Genomic DNA, 23,043 nt, shown 5'->3' on the forward strand with positions numbered 1-23,043 from the left:
CCGTTGTTCAGGATGATCGGGGGGACCTTGCTCACGAGCTCTCGATCCTTCAGTCGTCGGTTGGTATCCCATCATCAACGATCACAGGCCGTCAGTCATTCCTGTCCCACATTCCGTCCCATCTCGTGTGACGTGAACTACGCCCCGTCTACGCCCTGTACAGCGCCTCGACTTCGGAGGCGTACGCCTTCTCGATCGCCTTCCGCTTCAGCTTCAGCGAAGGCGTCAACAGCCCGTGCTCCTCGGTGAACTGGTGGGCGAGTATCCGGAACGTACGGATCGATTCGGCCTGCGACACCAGTGTGTTCGCCGCCACCACCGCCCGGCGCACCTCGGTCTCCAGATCCGGGTCGCGCACCAGCTCGGCCGGGGTCAGCTTCGGCTTGTCGTGCATCTGGAGCCAGTGCTCGACGGCCTCCCCGTCCAGCGTGACGAGCGCCGCGATGTACGGCCGGTCGTTGCCGACGAGGATGCACTGCGCGACCAGCGGATGGTCCCGTACCCGCTCCTCCAGCTGCGCGGGCGAGACGCTCTTGCCACCGGACGTCACCAGGATCTCCTTCTTGCGCCCGGTGATCGTGAGATAGCCGTCCTCGTCGAGCGAGCCCAGGTCACCCGTGGCCAGCCAGCCGTCGTGCAGGGCCGCGTCGGTGGACTTGGGGTCGTTGAGGTAGCCCTGGAAGACGTTGGGGCCGCGCAGCCAGATCTCGCCGTCGTCCGCGATGTGCACGGTGGTGCCGGGGAACGGCTGCCCCACGGTGCCGTACCGGGTGCGCTCGGGCGGGTTGGCGGTCGCCGCGGCGGTGGTCTCGGTGAGGCCGTACCCCTCGTAGATCTGGACGCCCGCGCCCGCGAAGAACAGCCCGAGCCGCCGGTCCATCGCCGAACCGCCGGACATGGCGTGCTTCATCCGGCCGCCCATCGCCTCGCGGATCTTGGAGTAGACGAGTTTGTCGAAGAGCTGGTGCTGCACCCGCAGGGCCGCCGAGGGGCCGGGCCCGATGCCCCAGGCCTTCGCCTCCACGGCGTCCGCGTACCGCACGGCGACCTCGACGGCCTTCTCGAACGGACCCGCCTTGCCCTCCCGCTCGGCCTTCCTGCGTGCCGCGTTGAAGACCTTCTCGAAGATGTACGGCACCGCGAGGAAGAACGTCGGCTGGAAGGCTGCCAGATCGGGCAGCAGGGCTGCCGCGTTGAGCTGCGGCTGGTGTCCGAACTTGACCCGGCCGCGGATGGCGGCGACCTGCACCATCCGCCCGAAGACATGCGCCAGCGGCAGGAACAGCAGCGTGGCCGCCTGGTCGCCCTTCTTCGAGTGGAACAGCGGCTCCCAGCGCTCGATGGCCGTGTCCGACTCGAACATGAAGTTGCCGTGCGTGATGACACAGCCCTTGGGGCGGCCGGTGGTTCCCGAGGTGTAGATGATCGTCGCGATCGACTCGGGTGTGACCGCGCGCCGGTGCCGGTGCACCACCTCGTCGTCGAGGTGCGCGCCCGCCTCGTACAGCTCCTGCACCGCGCCCACGTCCAGCTGCCAGAGCCGGCGCATCATCGGCAGCCGGTCGATGACGGTGGCGATCGTCATCGCGTGGTCCTCGTGCTCGACCATCGCGGCCGACACCTGCGAGTCGTGCAGCGTCCAGAAGACCTGCTCGGCCGAGCTCGTGGGGTAGATCGGCACGACCTGGGCGCCGATGGACCACAGGGCGTAGTCGAAGAGGGTCCACTCGTAGCGCGTACGGGACATGATCGCGACCCGGTCGCCGAACCGGATGCCTTGGGCAAGCAATCCCTTGGCGAGAGCCAGCACCTCGTCGCGGAACTCCGCGGACGTCACATCGCGCCACTCACCGTGCTCGTCCTTGCGGCCGAGCGCGACATAGAGCGGGTCCTCCCGGGCATGGTCATAGACGGCATCGGCCAGGCCGCCCACCGGCGGCGCCGACGCCAACGGAGGGTTGGTGAACTCGCGCAATCCCCGCTCCTTGTGGCGCTCCGCACAGCGCCGTGAAAGCTACCCCACGTTGCGCTGCCGCGGGAGTGGCGGTGGCTTGTCAGTTCGCTGTGTTGTATGTGCTGGTCACGAGCTTATTTGCGGCTTCAATGGGGTGGGTCGGGACACAATTCTTACGGGTGCGTAGGTTTCCGGCTCGCAATCTCCACGGAATCTCCTCCGGAAGGTGTGCGGTGGGGTGGGTGCCCCTTGGGGGTGGGCTCGTGCGGGTTGTCTGTGGCTGGTCGCGCAGTTCCCCGCGCCCCTTTCAGGGGCGCTTCCCCGCGCGTCCGCTGATAGAGGCTGCCCCCCGCATAGTGGCCGAACGCCCGCTTCAGCGGCCGGTGTGCAGGCTTACCCCGCCTTGCAGGATTCGGTTCGCCAGGGCGTCTGCCGAGCCCTGAGCCGGTGTGTGGCGTTTGGTGTGGGTCAGGACGAAGTCGACTCTGCCCAGTTCGGGGAGGGCTGCTCGGGGTGGGACTCGGACCAGGCCCGGGGGGATCAGGCCCTGGGAGTGGGCCATGACGCCCAGGCCTGCTCGGGCTGCTGCGATCAGGCCGCTCAGGCTGCCGCTGGTGCAGGCGATGCGCCAGGGGCGACCCTGGCGTTCGAGGGCTTCCAGGGCCAGGGCGCGGGTGATTCCGGGGGGTGGGTAGACGATCAGCGGGACTGGGCGTTCGGGGTCCAGGCGGAGGCGTTCCGCGCCGATCCAGACCAGGCGGTCGTGCCAGACGAGTTCGCCGTGGGGATCCTCGGGGCGGCGTTTGGCCAGGACCAGGTCGAGCTTTCCGTCGGCGAGTTGCTCGTGCAACGTGCCCGAGAGCTCGACCGTCAGCTCCAGATCGACCTCGGGGTGGTCGTGCCGGAAGCCCTCCAGGATCTCGGTCAGCCGCGTGAGCACGAAGTCCTCGGAGGCGCCGAAGCGCAGCCGGCCGCGCAGCCGCGTCCCCGTGAAGAACGCCGCCGCCTGCTCGTGCGCCTCAAGGATGCGGCGCGCGAAGCCGAGCATGGCCTCGCCGTCCTCCGTCAGCTCCACGGAGTGGGTGTCCCGCGAGAACAGCTGCCGCCCCGCCGTGCTCTCCAGCCGGCGCACATGCTGGCTGACCGTCGACTGACGCAGACCGAGACGCCGGGCGGCCTGGGTGAAGCTCAGCGTCTGGGCCACGGCCAGGAACGTACGCAGGTGCGAAGGGTCGTACACGCTCCTCAGGCTATCGCGATTCGTGATGACAGTCAGAGCCGTATGCCGGATTCTCGATCACGGTCCGGAGGAGGAGCATGGAGAGGGCACGATCCCGCGTCCAGACGGACAGACCGACAGATCGACGTACAAGAACCGACTCAGCAACGGAGCACCGTGAAACGCCTGACGTGGCCGTCCTGGCTGCCGATCGACCCGTACATCCTGCTCCTGCTCGGGACGGTGGGCCTCGCGGCGCTGCTGCCCGCCCGGGGGACGGCGGCCGATGTCGCGTCCGGGGTGTCGACGGGCGCGATCGCTCTCCTCTTCTTCCTGTACGGGGCACGCCTGTCGACCCGCGAGGCCCTGGACGGGCTGCGCCACTGGCGGCTCCATGTCACCGTGCTGGCCTGTACGTTCGTGGTGTTTCCGCTGCTCGGCCTGGCGGCCCGCGGCCTTGAACCGGTGTTCCTGACGCACTCGCTCTACATCGGACTGCTCTTCCTGACGCTGGTGCCCTCGACGGTCCAGTCGTCGATCGCGTTCACGTCCATCGCGCGCGGCAATGTGCCCGCCGCGATCTGCGCGGGCTCCTTCTCCTCCCTCGCGGGCATCGTGATCACCCCGCTGCTCGCGGCGACGCTCCTCGGCAGCACCGGCGGCGGCTTCTCCGCGGACTCGATCCTCAAGATCGTGCTGCAACTGTTCGTGCCGTTCGCGGCAGGGCAGGTGTTGCAACGCTGGATCGGGGGGTTCATCACACGCCACAAGCGGATCACCGGCCTCGTCGACCGCGGCTCGATACTCCTGGTCGTCTACGCCGCGTTCAGCGAAGGCATGGTCCAGGGCGTCTGGCAGCAGGTCAGCCCGTTGCGGCTGGCCGGTCTGCTCGGGGTCGAGGCGGTGCTGCTCGCCGTGATGCTCACGCTCACCTGGTACGGCTCGAAGGCACTGCGCTTCAGCCGCGAGGACCGGATCGCCATCCAGTTCGCCGGATCGAAGAAGTCCCTGGCAGCCGGACTGCCCATGGCGAGCGTGCTGTTCGGTGCGCAGGCCTCGCTGGCCGTGCTGCCGCTCATGCTCTTCCACCAGATGCAGCTCATGGTCTGCGCGGTGATCGCCAAGCGCCGCTCCCGCGACCCCGAGCCGGACCTCAGCCCGACCCCAGCTTCAGCGTCACGAATCGCGGTCGGTACAGGGACACGTTCCGACTGAGATTCGACTGCGCCGTGGTCCCCGTCGCGTCCAGCCAGTTGACGTCGTAACTGAGCACGAGCCGCCCGCCGAGCGCCGGGTGCACCTGCGGGTTGTACGCCGCGACTTCCCCCTTCTGCTCGGGCAGCGGCGGGCTGAAGCCCTTGGTGGGCCCGCGCCAGGGACCGGCGGGCGAGCATGCCCAGTACGAGGTGACGGTCGTCAGCCCCTCGGCGCCCGCCGCCATCGTGAACAGCACCCAGGTGCCGCCGTCCCGTGCGACCGTGAACGCGCTGCCCACGCCCTTGCGCTGCCCGTCTCCGAGCACGGGTTTCATCCGCGAGGAGATGGCGGACCACCGCCCGCCGTCCCAGTACTCCCACGCGTCCGGCTCCGCCAGCCGGTCGCGGGGCACGCGCGCCACGTACGCCTTCGAGGCCGGCCGGGAGGCGGCCTGCGCGTCGTCGCCGCCGAACACATACGTCCAGTCCTCGTCCTCGGTCACCGCCGTCGTGCCGAACAGCACCCGCTGCTCCGGTTCCCGCACCTGCTGCTGGTCGAGGACCTTGACGATGCCCTCGACCCGCAGGTCGGGCAGCGACAGCGTGGCCACCTCCGTGGCGGTGGGGACGCCGTAGATCCAGGGGTACGTGCCGTTCGTACGGGTCCACAGCAGGACGCGTACGACCTTGTCCGAGGACCCGGGGGAGCGGGCCTCGACCTTGGCCGCGACGGGCCAGCGCCACTGTCCGGGGGCCGGGTCCGGGAACAGCGGCGCGGGCAGGGTGCTCTGGAGGCGGCCGTCGGACATGACCACGGCCGAGTTCCGCACCAGGGGCGTGTTCTGGTCCCGCCAGGCGTACGACTCGCCCACCGGGTTCGGCGGGCCGTACACGTTGCCCAGATACGTGTCCGAGAACAGCCACAGCACCCGGCCGTCCGGCAGCCGCACGGAGTGGGTGCCGTCGCCGCCGGTCCAGTCGTCGGCCCGCGAGGCGTCGTCTCCGTACCGCGCGAACTCGCCCGTGAGGTCCGGCTCCGCCGCCCAGGACGAGACCGTACGAGGCGCGCAGGCGCCCTCCCGGTCGTCGTCTTCCTCCGGGAAGGCGGTGAGCAGCACCGCTCCGAGGACCAGGGCAAGGAACAGACCCAGCCCGGCCCCCGCATGGCGTCGTACGCGTGAGTCGTCGGGCACGGCACGGGACGTTAGTTGCTGCCGCGCACTCGGTCCATGGGAACCCACAGGACGGTGTCCCGCGTCACAGAAGCCCTGGTCCTGACGCCGGTCAACTCCGTGTCGCTGAGCGCCCGGTCGTAGACGCGAACATCATCGATCGCGCCCGCGAAATGCGCCCGATTGTCCAGCTTCTGGCCGATGTGCACGCCGAACGGCGAGTTACGGCTCACGGAACCCGGCACGTCCGCCGTACTGATCGGCGTGCCGTCGATGAACAGCGTGAGCTGCCCACCGCCCCGACGCAGCGTCAGATGGTGCCACTGCCCGTCGTTGTACGCGCCACTCGTGCTGACCGAGGCGGACCGCGGGGCCGCCGTGCCGTCCCGGACCGTGATCAGCCCCTGGAGACGGTTCGAAGCGGGCTCACCGCGCAGCCACACCTGCGGCTGCGTGGTGCCGACCCCGCCCATCCACAGCAGTGGCTGCTCACCGGTGGTGGCTGTGTAGCGGAACCACAGCGACGCCGTGAAGTCCTTTGTTCCCAGCGGCAGTTCACTGTGATACGGCAGCCTTACGGCGTCGTCGGCGCCGTCGAACCGCATCGCCCGGCCGAACACGCCGTCCGTCGGGCGCGCGCCGCCGAGGACCGCCGCGGGACGCGTGAGGGAGGCCAGGTCGGTGGTGGTCGGGTCGGGTCCGCGACGCGGTTGCAGCCAGTCCTCGGTGAATCGCGCGAAACGGATCTCGTCGCGCGCGTCCACGGCCCCGCCCTCGTACATCAGGCCGACCGTGTCACCGCTGATGTCCACCATGTCCGAGTAGCCGGACCAGTCCGTCGTGACGACCGTGCCGCGGTCCACGCTGTCCCAGGTGCGCCCGCCGTCGTACGAGGAGCGGATCATCATCGTCCGGCGCCGGTCCGGATCGGCGGGGCAGGCGAGCAGGATCCGGTCGCCCAACCGCAGGCTGGAACCCTGGACTTGGGGCGTGTAGAGGTCCGGCTGGGTACGGAAGGGCGAGGTGAAACTGTCGCCGCCGTCGCGGCTGAACGTCTGCGTACGGTGGCCGAGATCGGTGCCGTCCTGCTCGCGGCCGCTGATGAGGATCACCCCGTCGGCGCGCTCGGTCATGGTCATCTCGGACGGTTTCTGGCGGAACGTGCCGCCTGCCGGTATCGGATAGGAGTCCGTTGCCCCGATCCGCCAGCTGTCGCCGCCGTCGTCGCTGACGATGAGCGCGGCGTGGTTGGCGGAGACCCGACTGCCGTTCCACGTCTCGGCGTTGACGCCGAAGACGAGCCGGCCCGCGTGCCTGCCACGGCTCAGCTGGATGCCGTGCACGGGCCCGGTCGCGTACCAGGAGTTCCAGTGGTCTGGCAGGATCTCGTCGCTGAGGTCGCGCGGCTCGGACCAGGTGAGCCCGTCGTCGTCGCTGTGCTGCATGTGGGGCGTGCGGTCGCACGGCACGTCGCAGTTGCGACCGTCCGTACGGCCCGTGTTGTACGTCTCCGCCAGCAGGATGCGCCCGGTTTCGCGGTCCACGATCGGGGCGGGGTTGCCGTGGGTGTCGCCCCCGCCCTCGTTGACGACCTGGAGGGGCCCCCACGTGCGCCCGCCGTCCGTGGAGCGCTTGAGCACGATGTCTATGTCGCCGGCGTCACTGCAGTCGTTCACCCGGCCTTCGGCGAACGCGAGCAGCGTGCCTTTCGTCGTTTTCACGACGGCGGGGATCCGAAAGCACGCGTATCCGGGATCCTGAGAGGCCTTGAAGAGCACCTGCTGCTCGAACCCGGTGATTTCGGCGGCCGGTTGGACCCGGTCGGGACCCGGCTGTGGCGACAGCGCGAGTAACGCGGCGGTGGTGACGCTTGCGATGACGGTGGTTCTGAGACGTGCGCGAACACTTGACGGCATGGTGCGACCTGCCCTTCATCCGTCCGGACATCCGGACATCCCACGTCCAACGTGCGCGCCACGCAGGCTACTTGGGCTCTCAGGGGGCTCACAAGAAGCGTGCAGCGGTCGTTCCGTCCGGTTCCGTGATCATGGATGCCCGTGCGGCGACTGTGAAACGTCCGGGGTTACGGATGGGGGAGGTCGGGTGCTGTGGCTGGGGGAGTTCATTCTGACGGAGCAACAGATGATCAGGGTGGCTTGTCGAACGCCGGTTCAGGCAAATTCAGCCCGTCCGGCGTTTGAGGACGAGGCCGTCCAGGCCGACACGGGGGTCTGGGGGCGGAGCCCCCAGTCGCGGCGTGACTGAGGCGGAGCCCCATCACGGCGCAGGGGGCGCTCCCCGCCGGTCGGGGCCCCGCCGCCGTGTCGCGGGGAGCCGGTCAGCCTTGGGCGGCCGCGGTCCGCAGGGCGATCCGGTGTTCGCCCGCGTACACGTTCATGGAGGCGCCCCTGAGGAAGCCGACGAGGGTCAGATCCGACTCCGCCGCCAGATCCACCGCGAGGGACGAGGGCGCCGAGACCGCGGCCAGCACCGGGATACCCGCCATCACCGCCTTCTGGGCGAGCTCGAAGGAGGCCCGGCCCGAGACCAGCAGGATCGTGCGGGAGAGCGGGAGCGCGCCGTTCTGCAGGGCGCGGCCGACCAGCTTGTCGACCGCGTTGTGCCGGCCCACGTCCTCGCGGATGTCGAGCAGCTCGCCGTTCTCCGTGAACAGGGCCGCCGCGTGCAGGCCCCCGGTCCGGTCGAAGACCCGCTGGGACGCGCGCAGCCGGTCGGGGAGACCCGCGAGCAGCTCGGGTTCGAGCCGGACCGGGGCGGCTTCGCCGTCGTCGATGGCCCACCGTGCCGTCGTACGGACGGCGTCGAGGCTCGCCTTGCCGCACAGGCCGCAGGAGGAGGTCGTGTAGACGTTGCGTTCGAGAGTGATGTCGGGGATGACGACGCCGGGCGCGGTCTTCACGTCGACGATGTTGTACGTGTTGGAGCCGTCCACCGTGGCACCCGCGCAGTACACGATGTTCTGGAGCTCTTGCTGATCGCCCAGCACGCCCTCACTGACCAGGAACCCGGCGGCCAGCGCGAAGTCGTCCCCCGGAGTACGCATCGTGATCGCGAGCGGCTTGCCGTTCAGCCGGATCTCCAGGGGTTCCTCGGCGACGAGCGTGTCCGGGCGGGTGGATATGGCCCCGTCCCGGATGCGGATCACCTTGCGTCGTTCCGTGACTCGTCCCATGTTCTGATCAGCCCCGGTTCTGTACGTGCTGGTAGCCGAAACGGCCCTTGATGCAGAGATTGCCGTGGGTCACCGGGTTGTCGTGCGGCGAGGTGACCTTCACGATCTCATTGTCCTGCACGTGCAGGGTCAGATTGCAGCCCACTCCGCAGTACGCGCACACCGTGGTCGTCTCCGTCTGCGCCGACTCGTCCCACGTACCCGCCGCCCGCATGTCGAACTCCGACTTGAAGCTGAGCGCTCCCGTCGGGCACACCTCGATGCAGTTGCCGCAGTACACGCAGGCGGAGTCGGTGAGCGGGGCGTCGTGCTCGACCGCGATACGGGCGTCGAAGCCGCGCCCGGCGACGGAGATTGCGAAGGTGTTCTGCCATTGGTCGCCGCAGGCGTCGACGCACTTGTAGCAGAGGATGCACTTGTCGTAGTCGCGGACGTAGAGGTCGTTGTCGATCTTCGGTTCCTCGTTCAGGCGGGCTGCGTCCGGGCCGAAGCGGTCCGGTTTCGCCTCGTACTCCTTGATCCACTCGGCGACCTGGGGTGTGATCGACAAGTCGACCGATGAGGCGAGGAGTTCGAGGACGATCTTGCGGCTGTGGCGGGCTCGTTCGGTGTCGGTCCGCACCTCCATACCGGGCTCGGCCTTGCGGGAGCAGGCCGGGACGAGCGTGCGCGAGCCCTCGACCTCGACGACGCAGACGCGGCAGGCGTTCTTGGGGGTGAGGGTGTCGCCCTGGCAGAGGGTCGGGATGTCCTTGCCCGCCGACCGGCAGGCGTCGAGGATCGTCGAGCCCTCGGGCGCCCGCACCGGTTCACCGTCGATGGCGAACTCCAGCAGACGGCGGGGAATCCCCAGCGGTGTCACGGTCATACGGCGGCTCCTGTGCTGCGGCAGGTCGCGGTCATTCGTACGCCCCCAAGCGGTCGATGGCGGATTCCACGGCGTTCCACGCGGTCTGCCCGAGACCGCAGATCGAGGCGTCCCGCATGGCCCGGCCCACCTCGCGAAGCAGCGCAATGTCGTCGGCCGCGTCCGCGCCCGTGCGCTCCACGATGCGGTGCAGCGCCTCCTCCTGGCGCACGGTGCCGACCCGGCACGGCACACACTGACCGCACGACTCGTCGCGGAAGAACTCGGCGATACGCAGCAGCAGGCGGGGGAGGGGAACGGTGTCGTCGAAGGCCAGCACGACACCCGAGCCGAGCGTCGTGCCCGCCTCCCGCGTCCCCTCGAAGGTGAGCGGGATGTCCAGCTCGTCGGGCCGTACGAAGCCGCCGGCCGCGCCGCCGAGGAGGACGGCGCGCAATCGTTTACGTACGCCTGCCAGCTCCAGCAGTTCGCCCAGCGTCGCGCCGAACGGGAGCTCGTAGATGCCGGGGCGATCCACGCTTCCCGATACGCAGAACAGCTTGGGGCCGGTGGATTTCCCGGTGCCGATCGCCGCGTACGCCTGTGCCCCCATCGTGAGGATCGGCAGCACGTTGACCAGTGTCTCGACGTTGTTCTCAGCAGTGGGTTTGCCGAACAAACCCTTCTCTACGGGGAAGGGCGGTTTCGAGCGGGGCTCTCCTCTGTAGCCCTCGATGGAGTTGAAAAGGGCGGTTTCCTCGCCGCAGATGTACGCGCCCGCGCCGCGCCGGATCTCGATGTCGAAGGCGTAGCCCTGGCCGAGGATGTCGTCGCCAAGGAGGCCACGCGCGCGTGCCTGATCGATGGCGTGCTCCAGGCGTACGAGGGCGCGTGGGTACTCGCCGCGCAGATACAGGTAGCCCTTGTGGGCGCCGATCGCGTACGCCGCGACCGTCATCGCCTCCACGAGGGAGTACGGGTCGCCCTCCATGATCACGCGGTCTTTGAAGGTGCCCGGTTCGGATTCGTCGGCGTTGCAGACGAGGTAGTGGGGGTGGTCGGGCTGGGATGCCGTGGCCTGCCATTTGCGGCCGGTGGGGAAGGCGGCGCCGCCTCGGCCGACGAGTCCGGCGTCGGTGACTTCGCGGATGACTCCGGCGGGGCCGAGGGCGAAGGCCTGGCGCAGGGCCGTGTAACCGCCGTGCGCCCGGTAGTCGTCGAGCGAGGTCGGGTCGACGACGCCGACACGGCTCAGCAGTACCAGAGACGGATCCCCGGCCTGCGGGACCGCCATCGCCGCGGGCGGCTCCTCCGGCGCCGAGTCGGGCGCGCTGCCCGCGAGCACGGCCGACTCGATGGTGGTCGGCGCGGACACGGCCGTACGTACCGGATCCCCGGCCTTGACCGCCAGCGCCGCCGGCGCCCGCTCGCACAGGCCCAGGCACGGGCTGCGCTCGACGCTGACGCCGCTGCCGAGGCCGAGTCGGGCCTCGACACCGGCGCACAGCTCCGAAGCGCCGGCCGCCGCGCACGCGAGGTCCGTGCACACATGGAGCACGGTCGCGGGGCGCGGCTTCACCGAGAACATCGAGTAGAAGGTGGCGACCCCGTACGCCTCCGCCGGCGGCACGGTCAGTCGGCGGCACAGATAGTCGAGTGCGCCCTCGCTGATCCAGCCGACCCGGTCGTTGACGGCGTGCAACCCCGGCAACAGCAGGTCACGACGCTCCCGCGCCGCACGGCCTCCACGTGCCCACCTCAGGTCGGCGTCGGACCGGTCCGCGCCCTCCCACGACGACTGAGGAGGGCCGAGCAGTGCGTCGACCGCCGCCCGTTCCTCGTCCGTGGGCTTGCTGTCACCGAAGTGCAGATCCACCAGATCACCTCACCTGAGTCGCAACCGGAAGCTTCTCGATCCGGATCGCCGACGCCTTGAACTCCGCCGTCCCCGCGATCGGACAATTCGCCTCGATCGTCAGCTGGTTGGTGTCCACCTCGTCGGGAAAGTGCATGGTCATGAAGGCGAGCCCCGGCCGCAGCGCCGGATCGACCCACACCGGCGCCACCACCGCCCCGCGCCGGGACGACACCTGGACCTCCTCACCCACCACGACCCCGTAGCGCTCCGCGTCCTCCGGACACAGCTCGACGTACTCCCCGCGCCGCAGCGGCGACGCGAAACCACCGCTCTGCACACCGGTGTTGTACGAGTCGAGCCGCCGCCCGGTGGTGAGACGGATCGGGTACTCCTCGTCCGTCAGGTCGACCGGCGGATCGTGCTGGACGAGCCCGAAGGGCGCGAGACGGCCGCGACGGGCGGGATCCGCGTCCCACAACCGGCCGTGCAGATACGTCGGTTCGAGCCGGTCCGTGTCCGGGCACGGCCACTGGATGCCCTGGTGCTCCTCCAGGCGTTCGTACGTCATCCCGTAGTGGTCCGGCGACACCGACCGCAGCTCGTTCCATACGGCCTCGGAGTCCGCGTATTTCCAGTCGTGGCCGAGCCGGGCGGCCAGCTCGCAGATGATGTCGATGTCCTCACGGGCCTCACCGGGCGGAGTGACGGCCGCCCGGACGCGCTGAACGCGCCGCTCGCTGTTGGTCGTCGTACCGTCCGTCTCGGCCCACCCTGCGGTCGCGGGCAGCACCACGTCGGCCAGCTCGGCGGTCTTCGTGAGGAAGATGTCCTGCACGACGAGGAAGTCCAGGGCCCGCAGACGCCGTATCGCCTGCTCGCTGTCGGCCTCGGACTGCGCCGGGTTCTCGCCGATGCAGTAGACGGCCTTGAGCGTGCCCTCCTCCATGGCCTCGAACATCTCCGTCAGGTTCAGCCCGTAGTGCGGCTGGATGACGGTGTCCCAGGCGGACTCGAACTTGAGCCGTGTGTCCGGGTCCAGGATGTCCTGGAAGCCGGGGAGCCGGTTCGGGATGGCGCCCATGTCACCGCCGCCCTGCACGTTGTTCTGGCCGCGCAGGGGCTGCAACCCCGAGCCGAAACGCCCCACATGACCCGTCAACAGCGACAGGTTGATGAGCGCGCGTACGTTGTCCGTGCCGTTGTGGTGCTCGGTGATGCCGAGGGTCCAGCACAGCTGGGCGCGCTCGGCGCGGGCGTAGGCGTGCGCCAGCTCCCGTATCGCGGCGGCCGGTACGCCTGTCACCTTCTCGGCGAGCGACAGAGTCCAGGGCTCGACGAGTTTCTCGTACTCCTCGAAGCCGGTGGTCGCCCGCTCGATGAAGGCCTCGTTCGCAAGGCCCGCGTGGATGATCTCGCGGCCGATCGCGTGCGCCATCGGGATGTCCGTGCCGACGTTCAGCCCGAGCCAGCTCTCCGCCCACTCGGCCGTGGAGGTGCGGCGCGGGTCGACCGCGTACATCCGCGCCCCGTTCCTGATCCCCTTCAGGACGTGCTGGAAGAAGATCGGGTGTGCGAAACGGGCGTTGGAGCCCCACATCACGATGAGGTCGGTGTGCTCGACCTCCCCGTACGACGACGTCCCGCCGCCCGAGCCGAACGCGGCCGAGAGGCCCGCGACGCTGGGGGCGTGGCAGGTGCGGTTGCAGGAGTCGACGTTGTTGGTGCCCATGACGACGCGTGCGAACTTCTGCGCCACGTAGTTCATTTCGTTGGTCGCACGGGCGCAGGAGAACATCCCGAACGCGCCACGGGCGGCGGAGAGTCCGCGGGCGGCGCGGTCCAGCGCCTCGTCCCAGGTCGCCTGCCGGAAGGGCTCGTCGCGTGAGTCGCGGACGAGTGGATGAGTAAGTCGGGTGTACGTCTTGGGTGTTCGGTCGCGTTTGCTGGTACGGCTGGTGTGGCTCATACGGCTCATGCGGCGGTCCTCAATGCGAGCAGATCCGAGATGGCGTGGACGGTGCGGAGTGTCGGCACCTCGACCCCGGTGATCTCCGCCAACTCGACGACGGCGGCGAGGAGTACGTCGAGTTCGAGCGGTTTGCCGCGCTCCAGGTCCTGAAGGGTCGAAGTGCGGTGATCGCCGACGCGCTCGGCGCCGGCCAGCCGCCGTTCGATGGAGACCCCGACTTCGCAGCCCAGCGCCCGAGCGACGGAGAGGGTCTCGGTCATCATGATCTCGATGACCTTGCGGGTGCCGCCGTGCAGGCACATCTGTCGCATGGTCGCGCGGGCGAGGGCGCTGATCGGGTTGAAGGAGATGTTGCCGAGCAGCTTGAGCCAGACGTCGTTGCGCAGATCCGGCTCGATCGGGCACTTGAGCCCGCCGGCCCGCATGGCCTCGCTGAACGTGGTGCACCGCGCCGAGACCGAGCGGTCGGGTTCGCCGATGGAGAACCGGGTGCCTTCGAGATGGCGTACAACTCCCGGTCCTGCCAGTTCAGTTGCGGCATACACCACACACCCGACGGCCCGTTCGGGCGCGAGCACCGCACTGACCGCGCCGTCCGGGTCCACGCTCTCCACGCGATGGCCGTCGTACGGGCCGCCGTGCCGGTGGAAGTACCACCAGGGGATGCCGTTCTGGGCGGCGACCACCGCCGTCGTGTCGTGAAGGAGAGGCTCGATCAGCGGCCCGCACGCCGCGTACGAGTTGGCCTTCAGCCCCAGGAAGACGAAGTCGGCCGGGCCGACCTCGGCCGGGTCGTCGGTCACGTGGGCCCGAGCGGTGAAGTCCCCACGCGGGCTGAGTACTTGCACTCCGTGCTGCCTCATGGCCGCCAGATGGGGTCCACGGGCGATGAGATGCACGTCGGCGCCCGCGCGATGCAAGGCGGCGCCGACGTAGGCGCCGATCGCGCCGGCGCCGAGAACTGCGACTTTCACTGAGGGTCTCCGTTCGGTCGAGGGATACCGCGGAGGTGAACTGAGGTGTCGAAATCTGTCGACGGAATATTGTCTACAGTATGGGAGTTGGGCCAGCAAGGGTTCGCGCAACGGCTTCCGGTGCGGCTGACGGGCTCGGGGCAGGCTGCGGGAAGCTCGTGATCCTGCGTTCTTGATGAAATTTGGTGTGCAGATGTGTTGACCTCTGTTTGAGATCTCTTCTACTTTGCGGGGGCCACAGAGCCGCCGACCTGCAGTCAAGGTTTCGCGGACTCACCTGCGCCGAAAGGGACTTCGTGCCTCGAAAGAACCATCGCGGGACAGCTTGCCTGGGGGCGCTGCTGGCCGGCGTCACGGCATTCAGCGGGGCGCTCGCCTCCCCCGCGTCCGCAGCCGCCTCCCGCCACACCTCGCCGCCGCCCGTCAGCGACTTCCGCGGGGTCAACTGGGCTGACCCGCGCGACAACTACGCCGACGACGCAGTCGTGCCGTCGGGCCTGTCCACCTCCGACAGCTACGCCACGACCTACGCCAAGTCCAGAGCGATCATCGGCGGGTTCTCCAAGCTCGGTGCCAACACGGTCCGCCTTCCGGTCAACCCCACCTCCGTGAACGGCTCCTTCTGGAAGTCGTACCGGGGCGCGATCGACGCCGCCACCGCCAAGGGCTTCAAGGTCATCCTGGGCTACTGGGAGGCCGACACCGCCAAGGACGGCAAGATCGACAACCAGGCTTCCTGGGACCGGATGTGGGCGCGGATCACCTCCGCCTACGCCCGCAACTCCAAGGTGTACTTCGAGCCGATGAACGAGCCGTTCGGCTACACCGCCCAGGAGTGGACCGACATCGCCGCGAAGTGGGTGACCACCCACCCCAAGGTGCCCCGCGACCGGATGGTGATCGGAGGGTTCAAGTACAGCGAGGACGTCAAGCCGGTATGCGCCGACCCGCGCCTCAAGGGCACCCGGATCGCCCTGCACAACTACGGCTTCTGGCACACCGACTGGACCAGCGTCGACCAGTGGAAAGCGGACTTCAAGGAGCGCATCGGCGACTGTGCCTCACGCACGATCCTCGACGAGTTCGGCGCTTCCATGACCACCGGCCTGGACTACAACGGCCCGGTCAACGGCTCCAACGAGGTCGCGTACATCCAGGCCGCGACCGACATCATCCGGGAGATGGGCCTGGGCTCGGTCTACTGGCCCGGCCTGCGCAACGGTGACACCTACTCCCTCACCACCCTCCAGGGCACGGGCACCAAGCTCAGCCTGAAGGTGAACAACCAGAGCGGGCTCGACCGCCTGCACTGGGCCTGGAAGAAGTAGCAGCGGTGCGATAGCCGTGGTGTCCCTTCCGGGTTCGGCGCCTCAGGGCACCTGAACCCGGAGGGGAGCCATCAGGACACCGACGTCGGCCAGGCCGTGCCAGGGCTTGCGGAGCTTGATCAACTCCGTCTTGTAGAGCGGGTGCATAGGATCGCCGGCATGGCCCTGCGACCTGTTCAGGTGAACATAAAGGCTCTTGATGTCTCGGCGGTCGGCCGGTTCTGGGCGGAGGCGCTCGGCTGGAGTGCTTACAGCCCCGGTGTGACCACCTACGTCGGACCCGCCGGCGGCCTCGTTTGGCCGGACCCGGTCGCCGTCGGCGTCGACGTCGTTCCCGTCCCGGAACCCAAGACGACGGCGAAGAACCGTGTGCACCTCGATCTCGCCACCACCTCTGCGGCCCATCAGGCGGAGTTGGTCGCGCGCCTGAAGGCTCTCGGTGCGACGCCCCTCCACGTGGGCCAGGGCGACGTCCCGTGGACGGTCCTCGCCGACCCGGAGGGCAACGAGTTCTGCGTGCTGGAGCCTCGGGAGATCTACCGGGACACCGGGCCGATCGCCGCGGTGGTGGTCGACTGCGCGGATCCGCGGGCCATGGCCCGGTTCTGGGGTGAGGCGATGGACTGGACCCTGCACGAGGTGACCGACGATCATGCGGTGTTGCGCTCCGCCAAGGGTGCCGGCCCGTATCTTGAGTTCCTCCGCACGCCCGACGCGAAGACCGTGCACGGTCGCGTCCACCTTGACCTGCTGCCGTACCCCGGTGACGACAAAGCAGCAGAGGTGGCCCGGCTGCGGGCCCTCGGCGCCACCGACCTCGACCTCGGCCAGGGCGACGTCCCGTGGACGTGCCTGGCCGACCCGGAGGGCCACGAGTTCTGCGTCCTCGCTCCGTCGTGACGCGGAGCCTTGTCGACACCCGACACGTGAGCCTTGTGTGCTCATGCGCCATGGCCCCGGGTGGGTTGCGCTGCGGCGTCTCGGTCGATTCGGGTGGCGAGAGCTTGCGTGTAGGGGGCGAGATCAGCTCGCTCGCCGGCCACAACACTCAACTCGCCAACTGAAGCGCTAAGTCACAGGTCGAGGGTGATCGGGTCGGTGCCGAGCGGGAGAGTCATGAGATGTGCGTTCTCCTGGTACGTCGAGGTGAGCTTTACGCGGTTGAGGTGCCGGCCGTCCGCTGTGCGGACCGCCTGGTTGTCGTAGAAACCGACCACCAGCCATCGATTGGGCCCGCCGTTGGTGAGCTCGTCCGGGAGCCAGTGTTCGGCGCGGACGTGCGCGTGGATCGTCGCGCGGTCGCCATCGATGGGGCGCGTTGCGGAGAAACATCGCCGCCGGTGGAAACGGCTGCCCCTCGTAATCGAGCAGCCCGTACAGATCACCTGGTCCTCAAGTAAGAGGAACTGGCCAGCTCCTCTCGGGTGGATGGATCAGTCAGCCATTCGGCCCTAAGACGGCCGCTGCAAGGCGCGGTGACGAATCGGCAGGACTAGTTTCCACAGGGCTTGTTACGCCCTGCCCAGCGACATGTCCGAACCGGTGGGGCAAGGCTCCGCTGTCCCAGCTGTGCTCACCTGTCACCGATTTTCTGCCGATTGAGGGACTCCATGGCGACACATACTGAACCGGTTGCTCCGGTACCGGCGGCGGAGCGCCGCGGCGGAGGGCAGGTGATCGTCACCTGGATCACCACGACCGACCACAAGAAGATCGGGCACCTGTACCTGATCACGTCGTTCGGGTTCTTCCTGATCGGCGGGGTGCTGGCGATGGCGATCAGGGCGGAGCTGGCACGGCCGGGACTGCAGCTGATCTCCAACGAGCAGTACAACCAGGCGTTCACCATGCACGGCACGATCATGCTGTTGCTGTTCGCCACCCCCACGTTCGCCGGGTTCGCCAACGCGATCATGCCCTTGCAGATCGGCTCGCCGGACGTCGCCTTCCCGCGGCTGAACATGCTCTCGTACTGGCTGTTCCTGTTCGGCGGCCTGATCGTGCTCAGCAGCTTCCTGACCCCCGAAGGCGCCGCCGACTTCGGCTGGACCTCCTACACCCCGCTCAGCAGGGAGGAGCGCACCCCTCAGGTGGGCGGTGACCTGTGGATCATGGGGCTGGCATTCGCCGGGTTCGGCACGATCCTCGGCGCGGTCAACTTCATCACCACCATCATCTGCATGCGCGCCCCCGGCATGACCATGTTCCGCATGCCGATCTTCACCTGGAACGTGCTGCTCACCTCGGTCCTGGTCCTGTTCGCCTTCCCCGTCCTGGCCGCCGCGCTGCTCGCGCTGGAGGCGGACCGGAAATTCGGCGCACACATCTTCGACCCGGCGAACGGCGGCGCGATCCTGTGGCAGCACCTGTTCTGGTTCTTCGGCCACCCCGAGGTCTACATCCTCGCCCTGCCGTTCTTCGGCGTGGTCACCGAGATCCTTCCGGTCTTCTCCCGTAAGCCGATCTTCGGCTACATGGGCCTGGTCGGCGCCACCATCGCCATCACCGGCCTGTCCGTGACCGTGTGGGCCCACCACATGTTCGCCACAGGTGCCGTGCTGTTGCCGTTCTTCTCCTTCATGAGCTTCCTCATCGCCGTACCGACCGGCGTGAAGTTCTTCAACTGGATCGGCACGATGTGGAAGGGCTCGATCTCGTTCGAACCCCCGATGCTGTGGGCGGTCGGCTTCCTCGTCACGTTCCTCTTCGGCGGCCTGTCCGGGGTGATCCTGGCCTCGCCGCCGATGGACTTTCACGTCACCGACAGCTACTTCGTGATCGCGCACTTCCACTACGTGCTGTTCGGCACGATCGTCTTCGCGATGTTCGGCGGATTCAGCTTCTGGTGGCCGAAGATGACCGGCACCATGCTCGACCAACGCCTCGAGAAGATCCACTTCTGGACGCTGTTCGTCGGCTTCCACACCACTTTCCTCGTCCAGCACTGGCTCGGCGCCGAGGGCATGCCCCGCCGCTACGTCGACTATCTCGCCGCTGACGGGTTCACCGCCCTCAACACCGTCTCCTCCATCGGTTCCTTCCTCCTCGGCCTTTCCACCCTGCCCTTCCTCTACAACGTCTGGAAAACCGCCCAACGTGGCAAACGGGTCGAGGTCGACGACCCCTGGGGATACGGCCGTTCCCTCGAGTGGGCCACGTCCTGCCCGCCGCCCCGCCACAACTTCGTCACCCTGCCGCGCATTCGCTCCGAATCCCCCGCCTTCGACCTGCACCATCCGGACCTGGCAAGGCTCGACGAGCGAGAGCTCACCGGCAAGCGCGACGTCTTGGACGCCGGCGGTCACAACGGCGAACGGCCATGAATCACAACGCCCACAACGCGCACGGCGGCCCCTACGGCGACCGGGACAGCGTTCTGGCCAACGAGGCCGAGGGCTACCTGCTCGCTCACGTCCATCACGACCAGGCACGCCGTGAGGCCGAATCCCTCTGCGCCCGCATGTCGTGGCTGACCGCCGCCCAAGCCGAGGATCTCACCCGCCACTACGTCCACCAGCGCATCCGCCTCACCCGTCAGATGCTGCTCGACGTAGTTGAGCGAGCCGGCCAACTGCGGCAGGAGTACGAGGACCGGTACGCCGCCCTCCGCCGCGATCTGCTCAAACGCCACGCCGCCTGTGCCTGCGCCGTCCTCGCATGCGCCGGAGGTGTGAGCACGCTGGCGTGCCTGCTCACCCGCCGATAGTTCGATCCGTACACGCGGAAACTCGCCGATGGTCCATGGCTCCCGCCCATCCCGATGGACCCGCCGACATCGGCGGGTCCACACGAGGCGTCAGTTGTCGGATGCGTGTCGCCGGAGCCGCGCTTGCTTCCTCGCCCGTCGCCCGTCACCGGTGAGCGGGGCGCAGGGGTCGCCTGATGAGGCCAAGCGGGCTCCGGCAGGCCTCTAGGCAGCCGGCATGCCGCGGTTTCGGCCGGTTGACCGAGGCGAGTCGGTTGAGCGGGCGGCGGCGCTGGCTGCCAGCCCCAGCAGCAGAGCGACTGCGCCCACGATGATGTTGTTGACGATGGACCTCGTAGTGCTGACGTCACCTGCCACGACCCAGGGGGCGACGATGGTCCACACGCCCAGGGCGCAAGCCGTCCACGCCATGCTGTGCGTGCGCTCGTAGGCACGCCCGAAGCCACCGCTCATCAGGACCGCATAGGCGATGCCGACGATCAGGTTGTTGACGGCCAGTGTCGTGAGGCCGTTGAACCCCGCGATCCACGGCGACGCCGCCAGATACAGGCCCGTGAGGAGAGCCATCATCTCCACGGCCTGCGCCTGGGGGGTGGTCGCCGCGCGCTCGGCCATCTCGTGGCGCGTGCGCATGTCGAGGATGTCGGGATGGGTTTCCATGGATGACCGAGGAGAGGTTGTCATTCCTGTCACCTCCGAGGTGGCGTGATCTCCGAGTGCGCTGCAACGAGTACCCACATTCCAGTCCCGTCCGTCCGAGGGCCGGAAGCGCTGCCGTGCCAGGAACACTGGACGCGGCCGTCCCAACCGTGCCCTCGGACAGCGATAACTCGCACGGTGGCCGTCCGTCTTACTTAGGCGAGCGGCGCGTTTGCTTCTGTGTCTCTTCTGCCACTTGCTGCCCGGATGCTCTCGCCTTCTCGGCGACCTGGCCGGCGTGCTCACGGGCCTGCTCGCCGGTGGCTTCGGCGGCCTGGGAGGCGGTCTCCTTCACCTCTTGGGCGGCCTGCTGCACCGACCGTCCGGCTTCCTCCTTCACCTGTTCCGCGGATTCCACCGCCGCTCGCTTGACGGGCTCGATCACATCGCCTGCCTGGTCCGCGAGCCGGTCTGCCGCCTGCTGTTCCGTCTGCGACGCGGGCAGGAGACTTGCGGTCAGCAGACCGGTGCCGAAGGCGATCAGAGCGGCGGCCAGCGGGTTGCCCTCTGTCTGGCGTATCGCCTGCTCGGGGGCCTGCTGTATCGCCTGGCCGGCTTGTTCGGCGGCCTGGCGAGTGGTGTCGGTGACTTCGCGGGCGGTGTCGGCGACCTGGTCTGTGGCCTGCCGCGCGGTGTCCCGGGCCTGCTGGGCCGCCTGGCGCCCCATGTCAGTGGCCTGTCCGGCTGCCGCCTGCGCGATGTCGGTGGTCCTCCCACCGGTCTCGCGAGCGGTGTCGGTGATACGCCCGGCGGTATCGCGCACGCCTCTGCCTGCCTGCCGGCCGCGGCCACTCGCCTGGTCGGTGGCGTGCGAGGCGGTACCCATGACCCGTTCGCGCATCCCTGTCATGGCACCACGTACGCGCTGTGTCCGCCGCCGCACCGCCCGACGTGGGGAGGCACGGCCGGCCAGCCTGGTGGCGTCCTGGGTCAGTTTCTCCCGAGTGGTTTCGATGTCGGCTCTTATCCGGTCGGGTGACGTGCCCATTGCGCGTCCTCCTTCAGTGTCTCCACGGTCTGTTCCGGTTTCGGTGAGACGCTGCGCATCCGGTCGCGGCCCTTGCGGTACAGCACGGCACCGATCACGGCCCACACAGCGGCGACGATCAGCGCCGACCAGCCGACGTGGATCGCATGGGCGAGGGCGAACATCGCCGCGAGAGACAGGAAGAGGGCCACCATGTAGCCGGCGAAGCCCGCGCCGCCGAACATGCCGGCTGCCTTGCCCGCCTTGGTGGCCTCCTCGCGGATCTCCGCCTTGGCCAGCTCCACCTCCTGCCGGAACAGCGTCTGCACGTCCCCGGTCAGCTCGGACAGCAGGTCGCCCACAGAGCCGTCCTCACCGCGGAGCCGGGACAGTGGCCGGTCCTGGATCGAGCGCATGTCATACCTCCGGGTGACCGGGCAGCTCCTGCCGCGGCGCACCTTCCGACACGCTCTCTGTGACGGCGGGGGCTGTGGCGGCGGCGCGGGCTGGGCCGTGCGCCGCGGGCCTCTGGGCGGTATAGCCCGCCTTGGCGAGCCTGCCCACCAGGAACCCGGCCAGCGCCGCTCCGCCCAGGAAGACGCCCGGTCGCCGGCGGGCGAAGTACTCCACGTCCGTGACCAGGCCCTGCGGGCCCTGTCTGTCCAGGTACTCCGCCGCGCGTTGACTGCCCTGGGCCGCCTGCGCCACCAGGCCGTGTGTCGGCGAATCGTCGGGCGCGTGTCGCGCCAGCCCGCTCAGGTCGTCTGCCCACTTCCGCAGTGTCCCGGCCGCACGCCGAGTCTGGGCCTCGGCCTGGCCTGTCAGACTCTCCCGCAGGTCACGCACCACCGTGACGGCTTGTTGCCGTGCTTCACTCGTCACGGCCCTGGCCTGCTCGGCGGCGGTTTCCGTCACCTCGCCTGCTGCCTGCCTGGCACGATCGGCGGTCGCCGAAGCCTCTTGCTGGGCGGTCTCTCCCATCCGCTGCACACGGCCTGCACCGGCCGCGGGGGAATCTCCACTCATGGGTTCCTCCTCGTCGGGACGCGCACGACCCCCAGGACAGAAAGGAAGGTGTCTGGGCAGCGCCGCATGCCTTGTCTCGCCCGTTCGACTGTCTCGACCGGACCGGTCCAGGACCGCGCAAGGCGCCCCATACTCCACTAGGTTTTGGCAATCGTTCGGGTAGCCGCAGCCAGAAGCGCGAAACGCGCAAAGCATTTTCAAATGGTGCATTTCAGACTTTTGAGGCTCCACGGGAGAGACTGCTCGGCCCGCACCGACCGGCGAACGGCTGGGTACGCACAGCAGGTTCCGCTCCCGTCACTGACCGCCGGTGGTCTTGTCCATCAGTGCGCTGTACGCCAGTTGCAGCGCGTCCGCCCCGGCCAGGGCGGTGAGAGCGCCCATGGCGGTGCGTGTAGCGCGTGGCCAGAGCAACTGGCCGGCGGTCAAAGTGGAGGTCACCCAGACGCTCGTGCAGAAGGGACAGGTCGCCAGGTCGCCGACGGTCTCCTTGCCGCCGTCGGGCTGCGCCTCCTCGTGCAGTTCGGCCGGGCCCTGCGGACTGACGTACCTGGTGAAGGGGGACCGCAGCGGACTGGTCACCGATCCTTTGCTCAGCAGTCTGCTGAGCCGGGACGTGGCCACCGAGGTCAAGACCACGTCCCAGGGCTCGGGCCGGTCGGGTAACGGGCGCCCCCGGAGCCGGATCGTCGTGTACGCGCTGAATCCCGCCACGGCGGCGAGATAGCCACACAACGGCCGCTCGTGCCCTGCCGAGTAGTCCCGTTCGCGTGGCGGAGCAGCTCGCGCACCTTCCGTCTGAGGCGGCTGTCAGCTTGCCTGTCCATGCGCGGTGCCCATTCCGGTTCCGGCGTGGGCACGATCAGTGTCCCCACCGCCCGTGGCTGTTGGCCCCGCGCACCCCTTGGCTCGGTGATCAACAAGGGTCTGACCGT

20 protein-coding genes are annotated in these 23,043 nt (G+C 68.7%); 5 read left to right on the top strand and 15 right to left on the bottom strand.

From position 1 onward, the window contains the following. Window positions 1-148: 148 nt before the first annotated feature. A complete protein-coding gene (locus OP79_RS13135) occupies window positions 149-1,975 on the bottom strand; it encodes an AMP-dependent synthetase/ligase (RefSeq protein WP_033320294.1) in 1,827 nt (608 codons plus the stop codon). Between the two features lie 352 nt (window positions 1,976-2,327). Further along, window positions 2,328-3,194 carry a LysR substrate-binding domain-containing protein gene (locus tag OP79_RS13140; protein ID WP_033320295.1) on the bottom strand — a complete coding sequence of 289 codons (867 nt, stop codon included), beginning with the start codon at window positions 3,192-3,194 and terminating at the stop codon, window positions 2,328-2,330. A gap of 156 nt (window positions 3,195-3,350) precedes the next feature. On the opposite strand from OP79_RS13140, the gene OP79_RS13145 reads away from it, so the two are divergent. Continuing rightward, window positions 3,351-4,388 (top strand): bile acid:sodium symporter family protein, encoded by a 1,038-nt coding sequence (locus OP79_RS13145; RefSeq protein WP_051744612.1) that lies wholly within the window; start codon window positions 3,351-3,353, stop codon window positions 4,386-4,388. Here the strand turns inward: OP79_RS13145 and OP79_RS13150 are convergent. From OP79_RS13150 to OP79_RS13180, 7 genes are all read right to left on the bottom strand, one after another. Beyond that, window positions 4,327-5,562: a DUF4185 domain-containing protein gene (locus tag OP79_RS13150; RefSeq protein ID WP_033320296.1), complete on the bottom strand. Its 1,236-nt coding sequence runs from the start codon at window positions 5,560-5,562 to the stop codon at window positions 4,327-4,329. The genes OP79_RS13145 and OP79_RS13150 overlap by 62 nt on opposite strands. Window positions 5,563-5,573: 11 nt before the next feature. Continuing rightward, entirely contained in the window at window positions 5,574-7,457 is a 1,884-nt protein-coding gene (locus OP79_RS13155) for a sialidase family protein (protein WP_033320297.1), read from the bottom strand. Between the two features lie 422 nt (window positions 7,458-7,879). Further along, on the bottom strand, window positions 7,880-8,734 hold the full coding sequence (gene fdhD / locus OP79_RS13160) for a formate dehydrogenase accessory sulfurtransferase FdhD (RefSeq protein WP_033320298.1): 855 nt from the start codon (window positions 8,732-8,734) through the stop codon (window positions 7,880-7,882). A 7-nt stretch (window positions 8,735-8,741) separates the two neighbouring features. Beyond that, entirely contained in the window at window positions 8,742-9,602 is an 861-nt protein-coding gene (locus tag OP79_RS13165) for a 2Fe-2S iron-sulfur cluster-binding protein (RefSeq protein WP_033320299.1), read from the bottom strand. 31 nt (window positions 9,603-9,633) lie between these two features. After that, complete coding sequence (locus OP79_RS13170; RefSeq protein WP_033320300.1) at window positions 9,634-11,457, bottom strand: NAD(P)H-dependent oxidoreductase subunit E; 1,824 nt, start codon at window positions 11,455-11,457, stop codon at window positions 9,634-9,636. 4 nt (window positions 11,458-11,461) lie between these two features. Beyond that, on the bottom strand, window positions 11,462-13,414 hold the full coding sequence (locus OP79_RS13175) for a molybdopterin oxidoreductase family protein (RefSeq protein WP_245685304.1): 1,953 nt from the start codon (window positions 13,412-13,414) through the stop codon (window positions 11,462-11,464). Further along, complete coding sequence (locus OP79_RS13180; protein WP_033320302.1) at window positions 13,411-14,382, bottom strand: 2-dehydropantoate 2-reductase; 972 nt, start codon at window positions 14,380-14,382, stop codon at window positions 13,411-13,413. Before OP79_RS13180 ends, OP79_RS13175 begins: the two co-directional genes overlap by 4 nt. Before the next feature lie 296 nt (window positions 14,383-14,678). Between OP79_RS13180 and OP79_RS13185 the strand changes: the two genes are divergently transcribed. After that, on the top strand, window positions 14,679-15,710 hold the full coding sequence (locus OP79_RS13185; RefSeq protein ID WP_033320303.1) for a glycoside hydrolase family 5 protein: 1,032 nt from the start codon (window positions 14,679-14,681) through the stop codon (window positions 15,708-15,710). Window positions 15,711-15,869: 159 nt separating this feature from the next. After that, entirely contained in the window at window positions 15,870-16,610 is a 741-nt protein-coding gene (locus OP79_RS13190) for a VOC family protein (protein ID WP_033320304.1), read from the top strand. Window positions 16,611-16,783: 173 nt separating this feature from the next. Here OP79_RS13190 and OP79_RS58255 read toward each other — a convergent pair whose 3' ends face one another. Next, window positions 16,784-16,927, bottom strand: coding sequence for a hypothetical protein (locus OP79_RS58255; protein ID WP_211270777.1), 144 nt, complete (start codon window positions 16,925-16,927; stop codon window positions 16,784-16,786). Window positions 16,928-17,320: 393 nt separating this feature from the next. Between OP79_RS58255 and ctaD the strand changes: the two genes are divergently transcribed. Both ctaD and OP79_RS13205 read left to right on the top strand, forming a co-directional pair. Continuing rightward, on the top strand, window positions 17,321-19,033 hold the full coding sequence (gene ctaD, locus OP79_RS13200; protein WP_211270778.1) for an aa3-type cytochrome oxidase subunit I: 1,713 nt from the start codon (window positions 17,321-17,323) through the stop codon (window positions 19,031-19,033). Further along, window positions 19,030-19,416: a hypothetical protein gene (locus OP79_RS13205; protein ID WP_211270779.1), complete on the top strand. Its 387-nt coding sequence runs from the start codon at window positions 19,030-19,032 to the stop codon at window positions 19,414-19,416. Before ctaD ends, OP79_RS13205 begins: the two co-directional genes overlap by 4 nt. A 204-nt stretch (window positions 19,417-19,620) precedes the next feature. On the opposite strand, the gene OP79_RS13210 is transcribed toward OP79_RS13205, so the two are convergent. The 5 genes from OP79_RS13210 to OP79_RS13230 all read right to left on the bottom strand — a co-directional run bounded on the left by OP79_RS13210 (window position 19,621) and on the right by OP79_RS13230 (window position 22,690). Then, window positions 19,621-20,076: an SPW repeat protein gene (locus OP79_RS13210; protein ID WP_033320306.1), complete on the bottom strand. Its 456-nt coding sequence runs from the start codon at window positions 20,074-20,076 to the stop codon at window positions 19,621-19,623. Window positions 20,077-20,266: 190 nt separating this feature from the next. Then, window positions 20,267-21,103 carry a DUF3618 domain-containing protein gene (locus OP79_RS49695; protein WP_037973530.1) on the bottom strand — a complete coding sequence of 279 codons (837 nt, stop codon included), beginning with the start codon at window positions 21,101-21,103 and terminating at the stop codon, window positions 20,267-20,269. After that, window positions 21,079-21,498 (bottom strand): phage holin family protein, encoded by a 420-nt coding sequence (locus OP79_RS13220; protein ID WP_051744613.1) that lies wholly within the window; start codon window positions 21,496-21,498, stop codon window positions 21,079-21,081. The genes OP79_RS49695 and OP79_RS13220 overlap by 25 nt, the downstream gene beginning before the upstream one ends. Window position 21,499: 1 nt before the next feature. After that, on the bottom strand, window positions 21,500-22,108 hold the full coding sequence (locus OP79_RS13225) for a F0F1 ATP synthase subunit B family protein (RefSeq protein ID WP_078491768.1): 609 nt from the start codon (window positions 22,106-22,108) through the stop codon (window positions 21,500-21,502). Window positions 22,109-22,405: 297 nt separating this feature from the next. Next, complete coding sequence (locus OP79_RS13230) at window positions 22,406-22,690, bottom strand: DUF1360 domain-containing protein (RefSeq protein WP_245685305.1); 285 nt, start codon at window positions 22,688-22,690, stop codon at window positions 22,406-22,408. Window positions 22,691-23,043 lie beyond the last annotated feature (353 nt).

It is taken from the genome of Streptomyces yerevanensis (assembly GCF_000716805.1).
Lineage (GTDB): Bacteria > Actinomycetota > Actinomycetes > Streptomycetales > Streptomycetaceae > Streptomyces > Streptomyces flaveus.